The 16,589-nt window shown below is 41.7% G+C and carries 18 protein-coding genes; all 18 read right to left on the bottom strand.

Annotation, left to right across the window (positions count from 1 at the left end):
- Positions 1–114: 114 nt before the first annotated feature.
- The 18 genes from spoIIID to BW961_RS19090 all read right to left on the bottom strand — a co-directional run bounded on the left by spoIIID (position 115) and on the right by BW961_RS19090 (position 16,453).
- Positions 115–402: a sporulation transcriptional regulator SpoIIID gene (gene spoIIID, locus BW961_RS19005; protein WP_068584057.1), complete on the bottom strand. Its 288-nt coding sequence runs from the start codon at positions 400–402 to the stop codon at positions 115–117.
- Positions 403–618: 216 nt separating this feature from the next.
- Positions 619–1,356 carry a M23 family metallopeptidase gene (locus BW961_RS19010; protein WP_068584054.1) on the bottom strand — a complete coding sequence of 246 codons (738 nt, stop codon included), beginning with the start codon at positions 1,354–1,356 and terminating at the stop codon, positions 619–621.
- Between the two features lie 59 nt (positions 1,357–1,415).
- Positions 1,416–2,879 (bottom strand): stage II sporulation protein D, encoded by a 1,464-nt coding sequence (gene spoIID, locus BW961_RS19015; protein ID WP_244555998.1) that lies wholly within the window; start codon positions 2,877–2,879, stop codon positions 1,416–1,418.
- A 199-nt stretch (positions 2,880–3,078) separates the two neighbouring features.
- Positions 3,079–4,431 carry a UDP-N-acetylglucosamine 1-carboxyvinyltransferase gene (gene murA / locus BW961_RS19020; protein WP_068584051.1) on the bottom strand — a complete coding sequence of 451 codons (1,353 nt, stop codon included), beginning with the start codon at positions 4,429–4,431 and terminating at the stop codon, positions 3,079–3,081.
- 323 nt (positions 4,432–4,754) lie between these two features.
- Positions 4,755–5,012 carry a DUF1146 family protein gene (locus BW961_RS19025; protein WP_068584048.1) on the bottom strand — a complete coding sequence of 86 codons (258 nt, stop codon included), beginning with the start codon at positions 5,010–5,012 and terminating at the stop codon, positions 4,755–4,757.
- A gap of 258 nt (positions 5,013–5,270) precedes the next feature.
- Complete coding sequence (locus BW961_RS19030; RefSeq protein ID WP_068584044.1) at positions 5,271–5,681, bottom strand: F0F1 ATP synthase subunit epsilon; 411 nt, start codon at positions 5,679–5,681, stop codon at positions 5,271–5,273.
- Positions 5,682–5,772: 91 nt separating this feature from the next.
- Complete coding sequence (gene atpD, locus BW961_RS19035; RefSeq protein WP_068584042.1) at positions 5,773–7,173, bottom strand: F0F1 ATP synthase subunit beta; 1,401 nt, start codon at positions 7,171–7,173, stop codon at positions 5,773–5,775.
- 102 nt (positions 7,174–7,275) lie between these two features.
- Positions 7,276–8,139 (bottom strand): ATP synthase F1 subunit gamma, encoded by an 864-nt coding sequence (atpG, locus tag BW961_RS19040; protein ID WP_068584039.1) that lies wholly within the window; start codon positions 8,137–8,139, stop codon positions 7,276–7,278.
- Between the two features lie 221 nt (positions 8,140–8,360).
- Positions 8,361–9,875 (bottom strand): F0F1 ATP synthase subunit alpha, encoded by a 1,515-nt coding sequence (atpA, locus tag BW961_RS19045; protein ID WP_068584036.1) that lies wholly within the window; start codon positions 9,873–9,875, stop codon positions 8,361–8,363.
- Positions 9,876–9,886: 11 nt separating this feature from the next.
- Entirely contained in the window at positions 9,887–10,438 is a 552-nt protein-coding gene (locus tag BW961_RS19050) for a F0F1 ATP synthase subunit delta (RefSeq protein WP_068584033.1), read from the bottom strand.
- Positions 10,435–10,923, bottom strand: a complete 489-nt coding sequence (atpF, locus tag BW961_RS19055) for a F0F1 ATP synthase subunit B (protein ID WP_068584031.1) — start codon at positions 10,921–10,923, stop codon at positions 10,435–10,437. Before atpF ends, BW961_RS19050 begins: the two co-directional genes overlap by 4 nt.
- Positions 10,924–11,091: 168 nt before the next feature.
- Complete coding sequence (atpE, locus tag BW961_RS19060) at positions 11,092–11,304, bottom strand: F0F1 ATP synthase subunit C (protein WP_036699216.1); 213 nt, start codon at positions 11,302–11,304, stop codon at positions 11,092–11,094.
- A 98-nt stretch (positions 11,305–11,402) separates the two neighbouring features.
- Complete coding sequence (gene atpB, locus BW961_RS19065) at positions 11,403–12,164, bottom strand: F0F1 ATP synthase subunit A (protein ID WP_068584028.1); 762 nt, start codon at positions 12,162–12,164, stop codon at positions 11,403–11,405.
- A 31-nt stretch (positions 12,165–12,195) separates the two neighbouring features.
- Positions 12,196–12,573, bottom strand: coding sequence for an ATP synthase subunit I (locus BW961_RS19070; protein ID WP_068584025.1), 378 nt, complete (start codon positions 12,571–12,573; stop codon positions 12,196–12,198).
- Complete coding sequence (locus tag BW961_RS19075) at positions 12,566–12,799, bottom strand: ATPase F0F1 (protein ID WP_068584020.1); 234 nt, start codon at positions 12,797–12,799, stop codon at positions 12,566–12,568. The genes BW961_RS19070 and BW961_RS19075 overlap by 8 nt, the downstream gene beginning before the upstream one ends.
- Positions 12,800–12,970: 171 nt before the next feature.
- Entirely contained in the window at positions 12,971–14,128 is a 1,158-nt protein-coding gene (wecB, locus tag BW961_RS19080; protein WP_068584017.1) for a non-hydrolyzing UDP-N-acetylglucosamine 2-epimerase, read from the bottom strand.
- A 21-nt stretch (positions 14,129–14,149) separates the two neighbouring features.
- Entirely contained in the window at positions 14,150–14,785 is a 636-nt protein-coding gene (gene upp / locus BW961_RS19085; RefSeq protein ID WP_068584015.1) for a uracil phosphoribosyltransferase, read from the bottom strand.
- Between the two features lie 417 nt (positions 14,786–15,202).
- Positions 15,203–16,453, bottom strand: coding sequence for a serine hydroxymethyltransferase (locus BW961_RS19090; protein ID WP_068584012.1), 1,251 nt, complete (start codon positions 16,451–16,453; stop codon positions 15,203–15,205).
- Positions 16,454–16,589: the final 136 nt, after the last annotated feature.

Raw genomic sequence — 16,589 nt, forward strand, 5'->3', positions numbered from 1 at the left:
GCCCCCAAAGTGTTATTTTATGGTAAGAGACACTATTCGACCCTATACCATCTTTTAACATATCATACTTCAGGGGATGGATTCAACGGGGAAATATCCGTGTCTAACTACATTTTACGATTTTCCTGTACCGACTGCCTCTCTTTTTTTGTTATTCGTTTTCTTATACTTAATTTTGGTGGCTTCGCCTCCCCTAAGATGGCGGATTGATTTGTGGTATTCGAGAATGTGCTTCACTTGATCAGCTAGATCGGGATTGATCTCGGGCAGTCGTTCGGTTAAATCTTTGTGCACCGTACTCTTCGATACGCCAAATTCCTTCGCAATGGTTCGGACCGTCTGCCTAGTCTCCACGATACAACGACCAATTTTGATCGTCCGCTCCTTAATGTAATCGTGCACGCCCCCGCCTCCCTACTGTGGATAGTTTGGTACATTATATGAGGGGCGTGCCTATATATTCGCAGTTTAAATGCTTGACAAGCTTGGTCATGCTCATTTATTTTGTGGACATGTTATTTATGATGTCATTTCAAATCAACAAAAAGACAGGGTTTCCCCTGTCTTTTCCACTTAATTCACCATTTCTTTGAGCACACCAGAGCAAAATTTCTTTATTTATTTCACAGGAAGTAATTCTGCAGGATTGACCAATACATCGTTGTCGTATACTTCGAAGTGTACGTGGTTACCGAGACTACTCTCCATTTCACTACGTCCAGCTGTTGCAATCGTAGCTCCTTGAGTTACTTCTTCGCCAAGCTTCACTTTGGTATCCGTCAGACTTTGATACACTGTCTTCAAGTTACTTGCATGCGTGACTTCCACCACGTTACCCATCAATGGGTGTTTCTCTACACGAGTGACTTTCCCACTTAGAGCTGCTTTAACTTCAAACGGTTTATCATCCTCACGAGCTAGATCTAACCCAGTGTTCGTTACAAAGGTATCCTTGTATTGAACCATCGCTTCCTGATGATTCTCATCGGAACCCTTTGGATCATAGAACGGTTTTACAACATTTACTTCTTTGGCATTACTTACGGGCCATGCAATAGTCTCTGCCTTAGCAATCACTTCTAGCGCGTCCGGGTCCAACTTGTTTATACCAACTTCAGTATCCTTTGATGCAAGACTTTCAGATACTGTAGTAGGGTCTGAGTTAAGTGCTTTCTGACTGGAATCCTGATAGACCCACACTAAAGTTAGTATAATTGCGACTGCTGCCATATAGACTGCTGGGTAAACCCAACGTTTTGACAACAACCTTTTCCATGAAGATGGCTTGTTAACAGGCCCTCCTTTTAATGGTTTAGGAGTTTCTCCATTCGATTGATTTTTGTTTTGTTCATTCATAGTTATCACCTCAGTAATCATTGTTACCGAGACGAACTCTTTTATACCTTTTCTTTATATTATTTTTTTGCGAGTAGTTTAGTAACTTGTTGAAAGTCTATCCCTGTATAATAGTGTTTGAGAATTTGAGTAGCTGTATATCCTTCCTTGGCCATCCCATTCGCACCCCATTGACTCATCCCTACACCGTGGCCGTAACCGTAGGTGGTAAAGACAATATCATTCCCTGAATCTGCCCAAGAGAACTCGCTTGAACGTAACCCAAGCTTCTCTCGAACTTCCCGACCGCTAAAGATAACACCACCAATATTTAATTCTTTAATCCGATGACCTTCTGTTGTTGAAAGAATATGAATGAGAGAGTTGAGAGAAGAACTAGCATTCTTTATTGTTGGTATAGCGATATTTGATAGTCCTAAGTCACTTAGAAATTGCTTCTTACTTATCGTGAGCGTCTCTTTATAACCTGGAGCTATTTCCTTATCCCAAGGGCTCGATACACTACGCAAGTAAGGAATCGACGTCTTCCAGTAATCTTCTGAATTCTCAGTATATCCATTACTAGTAGAGAAAAAAGATGCAGTGATCGGCTTCCCTTTATACGTCATAACAATATTGCGACTATCCTGCACGGCACGCTGCAATTTAGCTAATTCGATTGACTTCCCATTATTCTTCCACTCTTTCTCTAGTACTTCTTTAGATATATAAGCTTGATGAGCAACCGTATCCGTTACATCCGCGCCTTCTATGGGAACGCCACTCTTATCTTTAGCTAATAGTCGTTGCACAATAAATGTTCGAGCAGCAATGGCCTGAGCTGTAAGTGCGCTACTCTCAAATTCCGCTGGCATCTCTGCTGCGACAACGCCGATCACGTAGTCTTCAAGTGGAAGTGTCTCTATTTGACCAAGCTTGGACAAATAAACAGATACCTGAGGTTCTTCCTCCGCTACCGACGAAGGTAATGGAGATGGTACAACTATCGGTTGCCCCGGTGTCGGAAGGGGCGCAGGCTGATGGCGTAATAACACCACTAACGCCGGTAACAGGAGTGCGAGCACAAGTAACCCCGCCATAGCCCAAATTGCGGTGGGTACACGTCGCTTAGACGGCTTGATAGGGCGCCTTCGGATCCGCCAACCGAAAACAAGACGCTTGTTACGCACGTTGAATCGAGCTACATTGGACGCTACCTTGTCTGTCGTTGTTTCGAGTTCACCCTGATCCTCGAGGTGTTGTTCATGCCCTTGAGGATAATCTTGCCTAGGTGTTGTCGATATCCGTGTATCTTCCATTGGAGCTCGATATGGATGTTCATTTATAAGCATGCTTTCCTTTGAAGAGCCTTTATGAGGTTGCTCTGGTGTATTACGCGAAGGAGGTCTCATAGGTGGCTCAGTTAGTTTAGGTGGCACTAAGGAGAGGTGATCATGTGAAGCCGATGGCGTCACTTCTTGGGGCAACCTCTCTTTACGTAATGGCTCTATCGAAATTTTTATTTGCTGACGCGGATCCTTCATAATACGGTACCCTCCATTCACTCACATCACATGTCTATGATTTTCTGTTCTATCTACCTTATACTTATGAATTTGGAAGATATGATAGAACCATTTTGAGAGAGAAAGAGATTTACGATTACAACGCAAAAAAACCAAAAAACCAAGCCTTAAAGGCTCGATTTTTGGTTTAGTAATCTTTATACGAATTCCTAATATATTATACCCAAGTTGGTTGAGCTGAAAAATGTTTTACTTCGTCTTTCACTTTCGGCTGAACCGCATGTTCTAAAACAGGCTCCAATACAGGCTCATCTAACGAAATACGCCAAATATCAGCACCCAACGCTGATAACTTCTCTGCAATATGGACATATCCGCGGTCAATATGATGTACACCACTGACCTCAGTCGTACCATTTGCTACAAGTCCAAGCAAGATTAATGCTGCACCTGCACGCAGATCTGTTGCACATACTTTTGCACCATTCAATTTCGCGCGACCCGTAATAATTGCTGACCGGCCTTCTACCTTGATTTCTGCATTCATATGTTGAAATTCGTCCACATGCATGAAGCGATTCTCAAATACTGTCTCCGTCACGACACTAGTGCCTTCCGAGACAAGTAAAAGTGACATCATCTGTGACTGCATATCTGTAGGGAACCCTGGATAAGGAAGTGTCTTGATATCCACCGAACGTAAAGGATGATTCGCAGTAACACGAATACCATTCTCGTCTGGTTCAATCTTCACACCCATCTCTTCCATCTTGGAGATGACTGGACCTAAATGATCCGCAATCGCACCTTCAACATATACATCCCCACCAGTAATCGCAGCAGCTACCATATATGTACCTGCTTCAACACGGTCAGGAATGACAGTATGTTTCACACCAAACATTTTTTCGACACCTTCGATACGAATCTCTCCAGTACCAGCACCACGAACTTTGGCACCCATACTGTTCAAGTAATTCGCTAAATCAACAATCTCAGGTTCTTTTGCTGCATTCTCGATAACTGTTGTTCCTTCTGCCATCGTAGCTGCCATCATAATATTTTCAGTGGCTCCTACGCTTGCGACATCCAAATAAATCTTAGCGCCACGTAGTCTACCGTTACTTTTGGCTTCAATAAAACCTTGCCCAAGATTGATTTCTGCTCCAAGAGCTTCAAATCCCTTAAGGTGCTGATCAATCGGTCGTGAACCAATGGCACACCCACCTGGTAAAGAAATTCGAGTATGACCCATGCGAGTTAATAATGGTCCCATGACTAGAAAAGAAGCCCGCATCTTGCGAACATACTCATAGGGTGCCTCACAAGTTGTGATTTGCTCCGCGTTCACGCGTAATATTTCGTTGTCGTAGCTTACACTTACACCTAACGATTCCAATACTTTGGTAATCGTAATCACATCGTCTAGAGGGGGGGCGTCATAAATCGTGCTTTCCCCTTCTCCCCCTAATAGAGAGGCAGCGATGATCGGAAGAACTGAGTTTTTAGCCCCACTAACTTTTACATTTCCGATCAATCTATTGCCACCGCGGACGATAAATTTGCTCATCTTGATTCCCTCCGCGTCCGTAATTTTCCTTTTTATGCTAACTTTCTGAATATACACTCTTATTTTCCCAACTTCCATCATAGCATTGATTATTTCAGCTGTACAAGCGTTTTTTAAAGTTACAGATTGATATCTCCTGATATCTCCGTTAACAGTTAGTTATCATTATGTTGTAAGTTCATAAAAGGTTCGAAGAAAAATATTTACTTATTTCCATTGTTGACATAAAAAAAGATATTATTCGACAAAAATGATTGTTATAAGAAAGAATAATACCTCGTTCAAAAATTTATCCTAAGATTATATAACCGATCCTGTTCTCTTTAAAACATATAACGAATCATTTGACTCCACGTCAAATAGTCCAACAGAAATCCAGCAACAAAATGACCTAGAACGATGGCCAAAAGAACCTGCAGTAATTTACCTTGAGTTCCTTGGGGGTTGCGAATGACAAGATCTAACTTCAGATTCTGCAAAGCCCACCATGACAGCCAAATACAAAATAGAGATACAACAATCGATACCAATCCACTAACGCTTACTGCACTAGAAACCGTATTTGCTAACCCTTCATTCATACCGGTAATCTTATCCTTTCCGAATTCCAGTTCTTAAGCTATTTATACGACTCTTCCATCATACTTGCCCAGAACAAAAGAATCCACTTTTGCAAACGCTTTATTTGTAACTTTTTAATTTATTTATGATAAATAATTGGTAATAAGGGCATGCCGGCTTCCATTAGGGCCCTCTTCCACCTATTATTACTCCAAAATCTCTTGTAATAAAAAAAAAGACAAGCTAAGAATTAGCCTGTCTGTTTCTTTAACAATATCTTATTTCTTGGAATGTACGTCAATCCGATTCATAGCTTTTTTCAGGGAAAGTTCAGCACGCTTAAAATCGATATCTGCTTGGTTACTTTTTACAGCAACTATGCGACGTTCTGCACGTTCTTTCGCAGCAATTGCACGTTCAATATCAATATCAGTCTCAAGCTCTGCACTTTCCGCCAAAATAACCACTTTATCTTTGCGTACTTCCACAAAACCTCCACTTACTGCAATAGAGGTATATTCATTACCTATTTTAATTCTAACCGGAGCTACCTGTAGAGGAGTTATGAATGGGATGTGACCAGGTAATATACCTAGTTCGCCTTCAATTCCACGTACGCTCACGCCATTAACTTCATTAGAGTAAGCTGAATGATCCGGCGTTACGATTTCTAATAAAAAAGTGTTCATATCTATTCCCCTCCTTAAAAGCTATTCTGTGAATAGCTACTTCGAAAGCATATCCTTAGCTATTCAAAAGCATTAGAATAACATAGACAGTTTAAAGTGTCTTCGCTTTCTCAACAGCTTCTTCAATAGCTCCAACAAATAGGAATGCCGCTTCTGGAAGATTGTCATGCTTACCGTCCAAAATCTCTCTGAAACTGCGGATTGTATCTTTAACTGGAACATATTTACCTGGGAATCCGTTGAACTGTTCAGCCACGTGGAATGGTTGAGACAAGAAACGTTGAATTCTGCGTGCACGACCAACCACTAATCTATCATCTTCACTCAACTCGTCCATACCAAGAATCGCGATAATATCTTGAAGTTCATTGTAACGAGCCAAGATTTGTTTAACACCTTGAGCAACGTTATAGTGTTCTTCACCAACGATTTCTGGAGCAAGGATACGTGAACTGGAAGCCAATGGATCCACAGCTGGGTAGATACCCATTTCAGAAATTTTACGTTCCAAGTTCGTTGTTGCATCCAAGTGAGCAAACGTAGTAGCCGGAGCCGGATCCGTATAGTCATCGGCTGGTACATAGATTGCTTGAATGGAAGTAACTGAACCATTTTTAGTGGAAGTAATACGCTCTTGCAATTGACCCATTTCCGTTGCCAATGTTGGTTGGTAACCTACTGCTGATGGCATACGGCCAAGCAATGCGGATACTTCAGAACCAGCTTGTGTGAAACGGAAGATGTTATCAACAAACAATAGTACGTCCTTACCTTCTTCATCACGGAAATATTCCGCCATTGTAAGACCTGTAAGTGCTACACGAAGACGTGCGCCTGGAGGCTCGTTCATTTGACCGAACACCATTGCCGTTTTCTTAATAACGCCAGAGTCCGTCATTTCATGAAGTAAGTCATTACCTTCACGAGTACGTTCACCAACACCCGCGAACACAGAAATACCACCATGCTCTTGCGCGATATTATGAATCAACTCTTGAATTGCTACTGTTTTACCAACACCAGCACCACCGAAGAGTCCGATTTTACCACCCTTTTGGTATGGAGCTAGAAGATCGATAACTTTAATCCCTGTCTCAAGCATCTCAGCTTGCGTTGACAGTTCATCATAACTAGGTGCATCACGGTGAATTGGTCTTGATTTCTCAGAAACAACTTCACCCGCTTGGTCAATTGGCTCTCCCAATACGTTAAATACACGGCCTAGCGTAGCTGGACCAACAGGAACCGTAATAGCAACTCCTAAATCCACAACTTCCATTCCGCGAACCAATCCGTCTGTACTGGACATAGCAATACAACGCACACGGTTGTCGCCCAAATGATTCGAAACTTCCAAAGTCAGGTTAATCTCTCTTCCGTTTGGCAAGACAGCCTGAATTTTAATCGCATTGTAGATTTCCGGAAGTTGACCTCTTTGAAATTCGATGTCGACAACCGCACCCATAATGCTGACAACGCGTCCTTTATTCATCTTTTGTTTCCCTCCTACAAGTTTGCTTCAGCCATCGTCTTTAAGTTATATCTTAAAATACCCTATATGGCCTTGGTACGAAATTTATATAGATAATGAATCTTAGGACTGTGAATCTGCTCCAGCCACAATCTCTGAAATTTCTTGTGTAATTGCCGCTTGACGAGCACGGTTATAGGTCAACTGTAGATCACCGATCATCTTCGTAGCGTTCTTAGTTGCACTACCCATGGCAGTCATCTTCGACCCCAATTCACTAGCTTTACCATCTAACAGGGCAGTAAAGATGAGTGTCTCTGCATATTTCGGCAAAAGCACTTCCAATACAGCACTTGCGGAAGGTTCATATTCATAAGACGCGCTCACAGCAGAACTCTTCTCTGGCGTTATCATTGGCAACAACTGATCCACTTCAGGAATCTGTGTCAAAGCATTCACGAACCGGTTATAGCAAATATGCAATTCATCGATATGACTCAATTCAAAACGTTGAACTGCTGCATAAGCGATGGATTTGATATCTGCAAACGAAGGCGTGTCAGACAAGTCTGTCAGGTCTTCAACGACTGGAAGCTCTCTGCGACGGAAATATTCACGGCCCTTACGACCAATTACGAAGATTTCATATTCGTCTTTAGACTGATGACGTTCAGCAATGGTAACCATTACCTTTTTCAAAATATTTGTATTATATCCGCCAGCAAGACCACGGTCAGAAGTAATAACCAAGTAACCTGTTTTCTTCACAGGTCGCTTCTCAAACATCGGATGAGTGATGTCCTTCGTAGCAGACGCAATGCTGAACACCACTTCTTTAAGTTTATCTGAGTAAGGTCGGGCTGCAGCAGCCTTCTCTTGTGCTCTTCTAAGCTTGGAAGCAGCTACCATTTCCATTGCTTTAGTGATCTGTTTGGTACTCTGTACACTCTTGATCTGACGTTTAATATCACGTAAACCTTTTGCCATATTTTCACCACCTCAAAGTTTTGACGAAGTCAAAACTAGCATCGTAAGCGTTAACTTGGTTTTGACGAAGTCATACTAGCATCGTAAGCGTTAACTTGGTTTTGACGAAGTCATACTAGCATCGTAAGCGTTAACTTAGTTTTGACGAAGTCACACTAGTATCGTAAACGTTCGTTCATTTATAAAAAAGTGATACCGAGCCTCACGGCCCGGTTATATGTCTATGCCGATACTGAAAATCCTTTTTTGAAAGTCGCGATAGCTTCTTTCAAAGCAGCCTCGTTGTCAGCAATCAAATCCTTCGTATCCCGAATAGATTGAGGGATTTCAGGATGATTACTTTCTACGAAAGCAACGAATTCTTTCTCGAAACGGCGGATATCTGCTACAGGAATATCATCCAAATGACCCTTAACAGCTGAATACAAGCTAATTACTTGTTGTTCTACCTGCATCGGTTGGTTAACACCTTGTTTAAGAATCTCCATCAATCTTGCACCACGATTTAGACGTGCTAATGTTGATTTATCCAAATCGGATCCAAATTGGGAGAACGCTTGAAGTTCACGATATTGAGCAAGGTCAAGTTTCAAACCACCTGCGACTTTTTTCATCGCTTTGATCTGAGCTGAACCCCCTACACGTGATACGGAAACCCCAACGTTGATAGCCGGACGTTGGCCTGAATAGAACAATTCAGATTCCAAGAAGATCTGACCATCTGTAATCGAGATCACGTTCGTTGGGATATAAGCAGCTACGTCAGATGCTTGTGTCTCAATAAACGGTATCGCCGTTAAGGAACCTCCACCCATTGCATCGCTTAATTTAGCTGCACGTTCCAGCAAGCGGGAGTGAAGATAGAATACATCCCCTGGATAAGCTTCGCGACCTGGCGGACGACGAAGTAGCAAGGAAAGTTCACGATAAGCAGAAGCTTGTTTCGTTAAGTCATCATAAATAATGAGCGCATGCTCACCTTTATACATGAAGTACTCACCCATTGCACAACCTGCATATGGTGCAATATAAAGCAACGGTGATGGATCTGAAGCCGCTGCAGTAACGATGATTGTATATTCCAATGCGCCATGACGACGAAGTGTTTCTACGACTTGTGCTACGGTAGATTGTTTCTGACCGATAGCGACATAAATACATTTCACACCATTACCTTTTTGGTTGATAATTGTGTCAATTGCAATCGAAGTTTTACCTGTCTGACGGTCACCAATCATCAACTGGCGTTGTCCACGACCGATTGGTACCATTGCATCAATCGCTTTGATCCCTGTTTGCATTGGCTCATGTACTGATTTACGATCAATAACGCCTGGAGCACCACTCTCTACCGGACGGAATTCTGTAGCAGCAATTGGACCCTTACCATCTACTGGTTCACCAAGAGCATTAACGACACGTCCAAGCAAGGCTTCACCAACGGGAACCTGCATGATCTGACCTGTACGTTTAACTTGGTCACCTTCTTTAATCTCGGTATAACGACCTAGAATAACAACACCTACGTTGCTTTCTTCTAAGTTGAGTACCAATCCGACAACACCATTGGAGAATTCCAATAGTTCCCCGGACATCGCGTTCTCAATTCCGTGCACGCGTGCAATACCATCACTTACTTGAATGACAGTACCTACTTCAGCGACTTCAATGTCAGATTTATATTGTTCAATTTGACTTTTAATAAGTGTACTGATTTCTTCAGGTTTGATACTCAATATTTTCACCCCTATCTACTGTGCTTGTCATTAAAAGATTTTTCAAGACGCGCAAGCTTACCGGAAATACTACCATCGTACAGCGTATCACCGATTACAACCTTTAATCCTCCAAGTAAGCTCTTATCGATAACGTTATTTACACGAATCGTTTTGTGCGTAACTTGGCCAAATTCAGCCGCAACTGCTTCTTTTGCTGCTTCATCTAACGCATACGTTGAGTAAACAACAGCATCCGCCATCCCTAGGCTTTCACCTCTGAACTTAATGTAGCTTTCTAGAAGATCAGGCAATATATCAGTTCTACGCCGTTTCACAAGTAGATCCACGGTATTGATCACAGACTGTGACAGCTTGCCCTGAAGAGCTCCATTGAGCGCATTCAATTTATTGGAATCGGAAATATTAGGTGTAGTTAAGAAAAATTCAATCTCTTTGTTCGACTGAACCGCTTCTACAACTGCCTTCAAATCCTGTTCAACTTCAAGCGTTACCTGCTCCTGTGAGGCCACTTCAAACAGTGCTTTAGCATACCGTTTAGCGACTACCGTATCGCGACTCATGATTTGCCCCCTACCTCTTTGAGGTATTGGTCAACAAGTTGCTCTTGCGTATTATCCATATTGACTTCTTTCTCAAGCAATTTGGATGCGATTTTTACAGAAACCGTACCAATTTCGCTGCGCAATGCTTCGACAGCCTTGTTCTTTTCGCTTTCAATATCGCGTACAGCCTCAGACTTGAGACGTACCACAGCATTGCTAGCTTCTTCAAGAATCTGTTCAGCTTGCTTACTACTTGTCTGTTTAGAGCGCTCTACGATTTCATAAGCTTCTTTACGAGCTTCATTCAACGCAGCCTTCTGATCTTCAACATATTGAGTTGCTTGTTCCTGTGTTTTCTTAGCATCTTCTAATTGTTTTAGAACGAGTACACGGCGTTGCTCCATAATGCTAAATAACTTGTCAAAAGCATATCTACTAAGCGCCCAATAAAGAACTAGAAATGAGACAATAGATATGATTATAGTTTCCAAATGAAGATCCAATGAAGTCACTCCTTTCTGTTAGCACGAAGTGCGAATTACCAAGCATAAACGCGTTCTTGCGTTTACTTAATGAAACTAGAGTTAATATAAATTACATTTATATCAACTGATGATTTGAACAAAACGAAGGCGTGGATGGCATCGGCCATCCCCGCCAACCAATATTATTTACGTGAACATGATCAAGAAAGCGATAACTGTTGCAGCCAACGGAATAACTTCGACGATACCTACACCGATAAACATCGTTGTTTGTAGTGCGTTACGAGCTTCTGGTTGACGAGCGATAGATTCAACTGTCTTACTTACGATCATACCGTTACCAAGACCTGCACCAAGTGCCCCTAAACCTACTGCGATAGCTGCTGCTAAAAATTCCATTATAAAATATCCTCCTCTGAATCTTCTTATTATTTTGTGTAATATAATATCTTCTACGTAAGAATTCAGTAATTACCGAATCTGTTCGCTGAAGTTAATTAATGTTCTTCATGAATCGTTGTTTGAGCGATGTATACCATACTCAGAATTACAAATATGAAGGCTTGTAATGCACCTACAAATATACTGAACCCTTGCCAAACCGCGAGAAACGGAATCCCTATAATACCTAACTTCAGGATAACGGTAATCAGTACTTCCCCAGCGAATATGTTAGCGAATAACCGGATTGCAAGCGCAACTGGCTTAGCTAAGTTCTCAATAATATTCAATGGAAGGAAAATCGGAAACGGTTCGATATAGTGTTTCAAGTAGTGTTTACGGTTGTTCTTAAGCCCAAGATAGTTCATTAAGATGAAAATAACGATTGCAAGACCAGCAGTCATGTTAATGTCTGCAGTTGGTGATTTCCACCAAAGAATCTCAGCATGCTCGCCAGCCACTAAATTTCTTGTAGCTTCAATCGTATAACCAAAGATTTCTGTAGGACCGCTTGCTTCAGTAATGATAGAAAACGGTAGTCCCAACAAGTTAGAAACAAAAATGAAAAGAATTAGCGTAAGTCCTAGTGAAATATATTGCTTACCCTTCTTCAAGTCCATTGCGCTTCCAATCAGGCTCTGAACAAATTCCACAACCCATTCCATGAAATTCTGTAGTTTGGAAGGGTTTTCTACTGATAAATTACTAACGCAGACCCTAACGAACACGAATACAACAATCATACTCACCAACAGCATAAAAATAGCGGATAGATCGAGACTCAGCCCACCCACATGGATAATCGGATGTTCATGCATTGAAATGTATTTCCTCCTTTCACTTAATATATTAAATCTTCTTTGTCACACTCAAATATATGCCTACAGGAATAGTCAAGATCTGCGGTAAGAAGACTCCAGCTATGGTTAGTTCAAGTGAGAAATGTTCGATCCTCACTGAGAACATCACAACTAGAATAGCGAAACAAATTCTGCTTATAAAGCCTAGGCTAAAAGCCCTCGACTCCCCAGTCGCTACGGCATGTGCAACCTTCCGGGTTTTCGACCCTAGATGGCGAACACTTACCAAACCTCCAACCAATCCTAAAACCATTCCCAGCGTATAAATCCTGGTTTCCGGATGAAGGGCCCATCCCAATAGTAATCCTGCCATAATGACCAACGACAGTCTGGTGACACCCTTCACAATGGAAGCTATATCATCCATCTTGTTCTCCCATCATCTTTTTGATCAACATAACAATATGAAAGGAACCTAACACTAGCCCTGAAATGGTACCAATTGCGATCCAATATCTTGGTCCTTCCACCATACCAACCAACCATCTCGCTGCAAAAAAACCAATGAGAATGTAGGTAGCTAGGATGCCTCCAGCTCCTCCAATATAAAGAGCCATAAACCAAGGATTATCATTGCGTTGTGGGTTGTCCATAGCATTAATCCCAACTTATTTTACTGAATGACTGAAGAGTTTGTCAATCAAACGTTTTCATCGCATTAAAGCGTGAAAATGCGATGAAAACCATGTCGCATATTCAGCAAATACAAGAAAACCGTACAGTATAACTGTACACTATTCTATTGATTAAAATATAGCATGATCTCATTTTTTTGTGAACATTCTGTGAAACTCTTCAGGACGTTCTTTTTCTAATCCAAAATTGTGAAGAATCGCATTGACAATTCTTTCTGACGCTCTTCCATCACCGTATGGATTAGCAGCCTTACTCATAGAATCATACACCGCAGAATCAGTTAATAAACGCTTAGTCCATTCATATACTTTCTCTTCATCCGTACCTATCAATTCTAGTGTTCCTGCTTCGATTCCCTCAGGACGTTCTGTCGTATCCCGAAGCACAAGTACAGGTATACCATAGGACGGCGCCTCTTCCTGCAGCCCCCCAGAATCAGTCAAAATCAAATGAGTATGAGGATAGAAATTATGCAAATCAACGACATCCAACGGTTCTATGAGTTTAATTCGAGGATGATTACCTAGAATCTCATGCGCTGGATCCTTAACCGCTGGACTCGGATGAACCGGATATACAATAGCTACATCCTCAAATTCATCAGCAATTCGTTTAACAGCATTGAAAATATTACGATGTGGTTCACCCTGTGATTCTCTGCGATGCGCTGTCATCAAAATGAGTCTTTTTCCTGACGCCCAGTCCAATACTGGATGTTGATAATCTGGCTGTACAGTATATTGAAACACATCTGTAACGGTATTGCCTGTGATATATATGCTTGTCTTTGATTTGTTTTCAGAAAGTAAATTGTTTGCAGACATATCCGTAGGCGAAAAATGTAGGTCCGCAATGACTCCAGTTAGCTGACGATTCATCTCTTCAGGGAATGGAGATTGCTTATTCCACGTTCTTAATCCTGCTTCTACGTGACCCACTTTAATCTGCTGCATGAATGCCGCATAACTAGCGAGAAAGGTCGTCAATGTATCTCCATGAACGAGTACAATATCAGGCTTAGCTTCGCGGAGCACAGGTTCAAGACCTGCCAATACACGAATTGATATTTCGTTCAGTGTCTGACTTTCCTTCATAATATCTAGATCGTAGTCGGGCTTGATCTTAAATACCTCTAGTACCTGATCTAACATTTGACGATGTTGCGCTGTTACACAAACAACCGATTCAATTCTGTCCGAGTGCTTCTGCAATTCAAGGATGAGTGGAGCCATCTTGATTGCTTCAGGTCGAACTCCGAAGATCGTCATTACTTTTATCTTTGACATAAATTGACTCCCCCTCTTTTCTTACTTCGTTCCGTATAGACGATCTCCCGCATCCCCTAATCCAGGGATAATATAACCATGTTCATCCAAGCGTTCGTCCAATGCCGCAACATAAATATCTACATCAGGATGAGCATCCTGCACAGCCTTAACACCTTCTGGTGCTGCAATGAGATTCATCATCTTAATCTGAGTGCAACCACGCTTCTTCAGCACATCAATAGCAGCAATAGCTGAACCACCTGTTGCAAGCATCGGATCGATAACAATCAATTCACGTTCCGTAACATCTGTTGGCAACTTCGTATAGTATTCTACTGGTTGAAGTGTCTCCGGATCGCGGAACAATCCAACGTGGCCTACCTTAGCTGCTGGAAGCAACTTAAGTACGCCATCTAACATGCCAAGTCCAGCTCTCAGAATAGGAACAAGTCCTAACATGCGCCCAGAAATAACGCGACTTTCTGTTGTAGCCACTGGTGTCTGTACTGTAACGGTCTCTAGCGGAATATCTCGTGTAATTTCATATGCCATTAAAGTAGCTACTTCATCAACAAGTTCTCGAAAGTCCTTAGTGTTAGTCTCTACATCACGAATAAAAGTAAGCTTGTGTTGAATCAATGGGTGATCACAGATCACCAATTTCCCTTGTCCCATGGTAAGTCCCTCCGGTTAATTCATATGTCTTATTGTTGTTATTGGCTTTCAAACCTTGTCTATTATAGCATTCTGTAAAAACAATTTGCACCCACATAGATCGAAGTAACGAATTACCGGCGAGAAAACCTCAGAATAATGATGTACTTACACTGACTTAACGTAACATTAAGCATTATTGTTGTCACCATATTTTCTTAAAATTGGATATTCATACACTTCCGTTATAATATACCCACATATAGTTCCCAACTTACTTCAAAACAGATTCTAATAACTACGTTCTACTTTCCTCATAGTTTCATCCTATTCACATAAAGTTAAGCATGCTGAGTTGAATATTTTTTCAATAATGTTGTGCAAGAAAAAAAGAACTGGAATAAATTCTCCAGTTCTTAGAATAATCCTTTGTAGCGCCTAGTATTTCAAATCGGAATATAGCGGGTATTGATCTGTTAACTCAGTTACACGTGCAGCAGCTTGCGCTAGCACCGCTTCATCTTCTGGGCTCTTAAGCGTTAGAGCAATGATCTTCCCAATTTCAACCATAGCCTTCTCATCCATGCCACGTGATGTTGCTGCCGGAGTACCTAGACGGATACCACTCGTTACGAACGGGCTTGTTGGGTCAAACGGAATCGCATTCTTATTTACAGTAATACCGATTGAATCTAGTACCTTCTCTGCCAATTTACCCGTAATATTCACACTACGTGTATCAATTAACATCAAGTGGTTATCTGTACCACCTGATACGATATTCAATCCTTCACTAATTAGCGTCTCAGCCAACACTTGAGCATTCTTAACTACGTTCTGTGCATAAATCTTAAATGATGGATCCAAAGCTTCCTTAAGAGCTACAGCTTTAGAAGCGATAACATGCATTAATGGTCCACCCTGTGATCCTGGGAATACAGCCTTGTCAATGGCTTGTGCCCACGGTTGCTTACAGATAATCATTCCTCCACGAGGACCACGAAGTGTTTTGTGCGTTGTCGTTGTTACAAAGTGTGCGTGTGGCACTGGACTTGGATGAACACCTCCAGCAACTAATCCCGCGATATGAGCCATATCTACCATGAATAGCGCGCCTACGTCATTAGCAATGGAAGCAAGAGCTTCAAAGTCAATCGTACGTGGGTATGCACTTGCACCCGCTACAAGTAAACGAGGACGGTGTTTGAATGCTAATTTACGAACTTCATCATAATCAATTAGGAAAGTATCTTCTTGAACACCATAAGGAACAAAGTTATAAAGTAGACCCGAAGCATTAACAGGACTTCCGTGTGTTAAGTGACCACCATGCGCAAGGTTCATACCAAGGACAGTATCACCAGGTTTAAGCGCTGCAAGATAGACTGCCATATTTGCCTGTGCACCGGAATGCGGCTGTAAGTTAACATGCTCAGCGCCAAACAATTCTTTCGCGCGATCACGAGCGATGTCTTCTACGATATCGACGTGTTCACAACCGCCATAATATCTTTTACCTGGGTATCCTTCTGCATATTTGTTTGTTAGTACGGATCCCATTGCTTCCATAACTGCTTCACTTACAATATTCTCTGAAGCGATAAGTTCGATATTATTGCGTTGACGCTTAAGTTCTAAGTTCATAGCCTCTAGTACTGCTGGGTCATAATTACGTAATTGTTCCATGATAATGTTCCTCCTAAAAGTTTTTTTGGCTTATTACTATAATCCTTACCTGAAAAACATTCGTATAGGATGACCGCTACGATGACGAATTGTCCTTCCGATCGCTGTTGCCCTCTGATTTCTTGATTATATACCGCTA

It is taken from the genome of Paenibacillus macquariensis, from assembly GCF_900156375.1.
GTDB classification, from domain to species: Bacteria; Bacillota; Bacilli; order Paenibacillales; family Paenibacillaceae; genus Paenibacillus_AQ; species Paenibacillus_AQ macquariensis.

Coding starts and splice junctions, on each gene's coding strand:
- atpG (WP_068584039.1), bottom strand. CDS start 8,139: ATGGCAAAAGGTTTACGTGATATTAAACGTCAGATCAAGAGTGTACAG.
- BW961_RS19025 (WP_068584048.1), bottom strand. CDS start 5,012: ATGAATGAAGGGTTAGCAAATACGGTTTCTAGTGCAGTAAGCGTTAGT.
- upp (WP_068584015.1), bottom strand. CDS start 14,785: ATGGGACAAGGGAAATTGGTGATCTGTGATCACCCATTGATTCAACAC.
- murA (WP_068584051.1), bottom strand. CDS start 4,431: ATGAGCAAATTTATCGTCCGCGGTGGCAATAGATTGATCGGAAATGTA.
- BW961_RS19030 (WP_068584044.1), bottom strand. CDS start 5,681: ATGAACACTTTTTTATTAGAAATCGTAACGCCGGATCATTCAGCTTAC.
- BW961_RS19010 (WP_068584054.1), bottom strand. CDS start 1,356: ATGAATGAACAAAACAAAAATCAATCGAATGGAGAAACTCCTAAACCA.
- spoIID (WP_244555998.1), bottom strand. CDS start 2,879: ATGAAGGATCCGCGTCAGCAAATAAAAATTTCGATAGAGCCATTACGT.
- atpD (WP_068584042.1), bottom strand. CDS start 7,173: ATGAATAAAGGACGCGTTGTCAGCATTATGGGTGCGGTTGTCGACATC.
- atpB (WP_068584028.1), bottom strand. CDS start 12,164: ATGCATGAACATCCGATTATCCATGTGGGTGGGCTGAGTCTCGATCTA.
- BW961_RS19050 (WP_068584033.1), bottom strand. CDS start 10,438: ATGAGTCGCGATACGGTAGTCGCTAAACGGTATGCTAAAGCACTGTTT.
- atpE (WP_036699216.1), bottom strand. CDS start 11,304: ATGGAATTTTTAGCAGCAGCTATCGCAGTAGGTTTAGGGGCACTTGGT.
- wecB (WP_068584017.1), bottom strand. CDS start 14,128: ATGTCAAAGATAAAAGTAATGACGATCTTCGGAGTTCGACCTGAAGCA.
- BW961_RS19075 (WP_068584020.1), bottom strand. CDS start 12,799: ATGGACAACCCACAACGCAATGATAATCCTTGGTTTATGGCTCTTTAT.
- BW961_RS19070 (WP_068584025.1), bottom strand. CDS start 12,573: ATGGATGATATAGCTTCCATTGTGAAGGGTGTCACCAGACTGTCGTTG.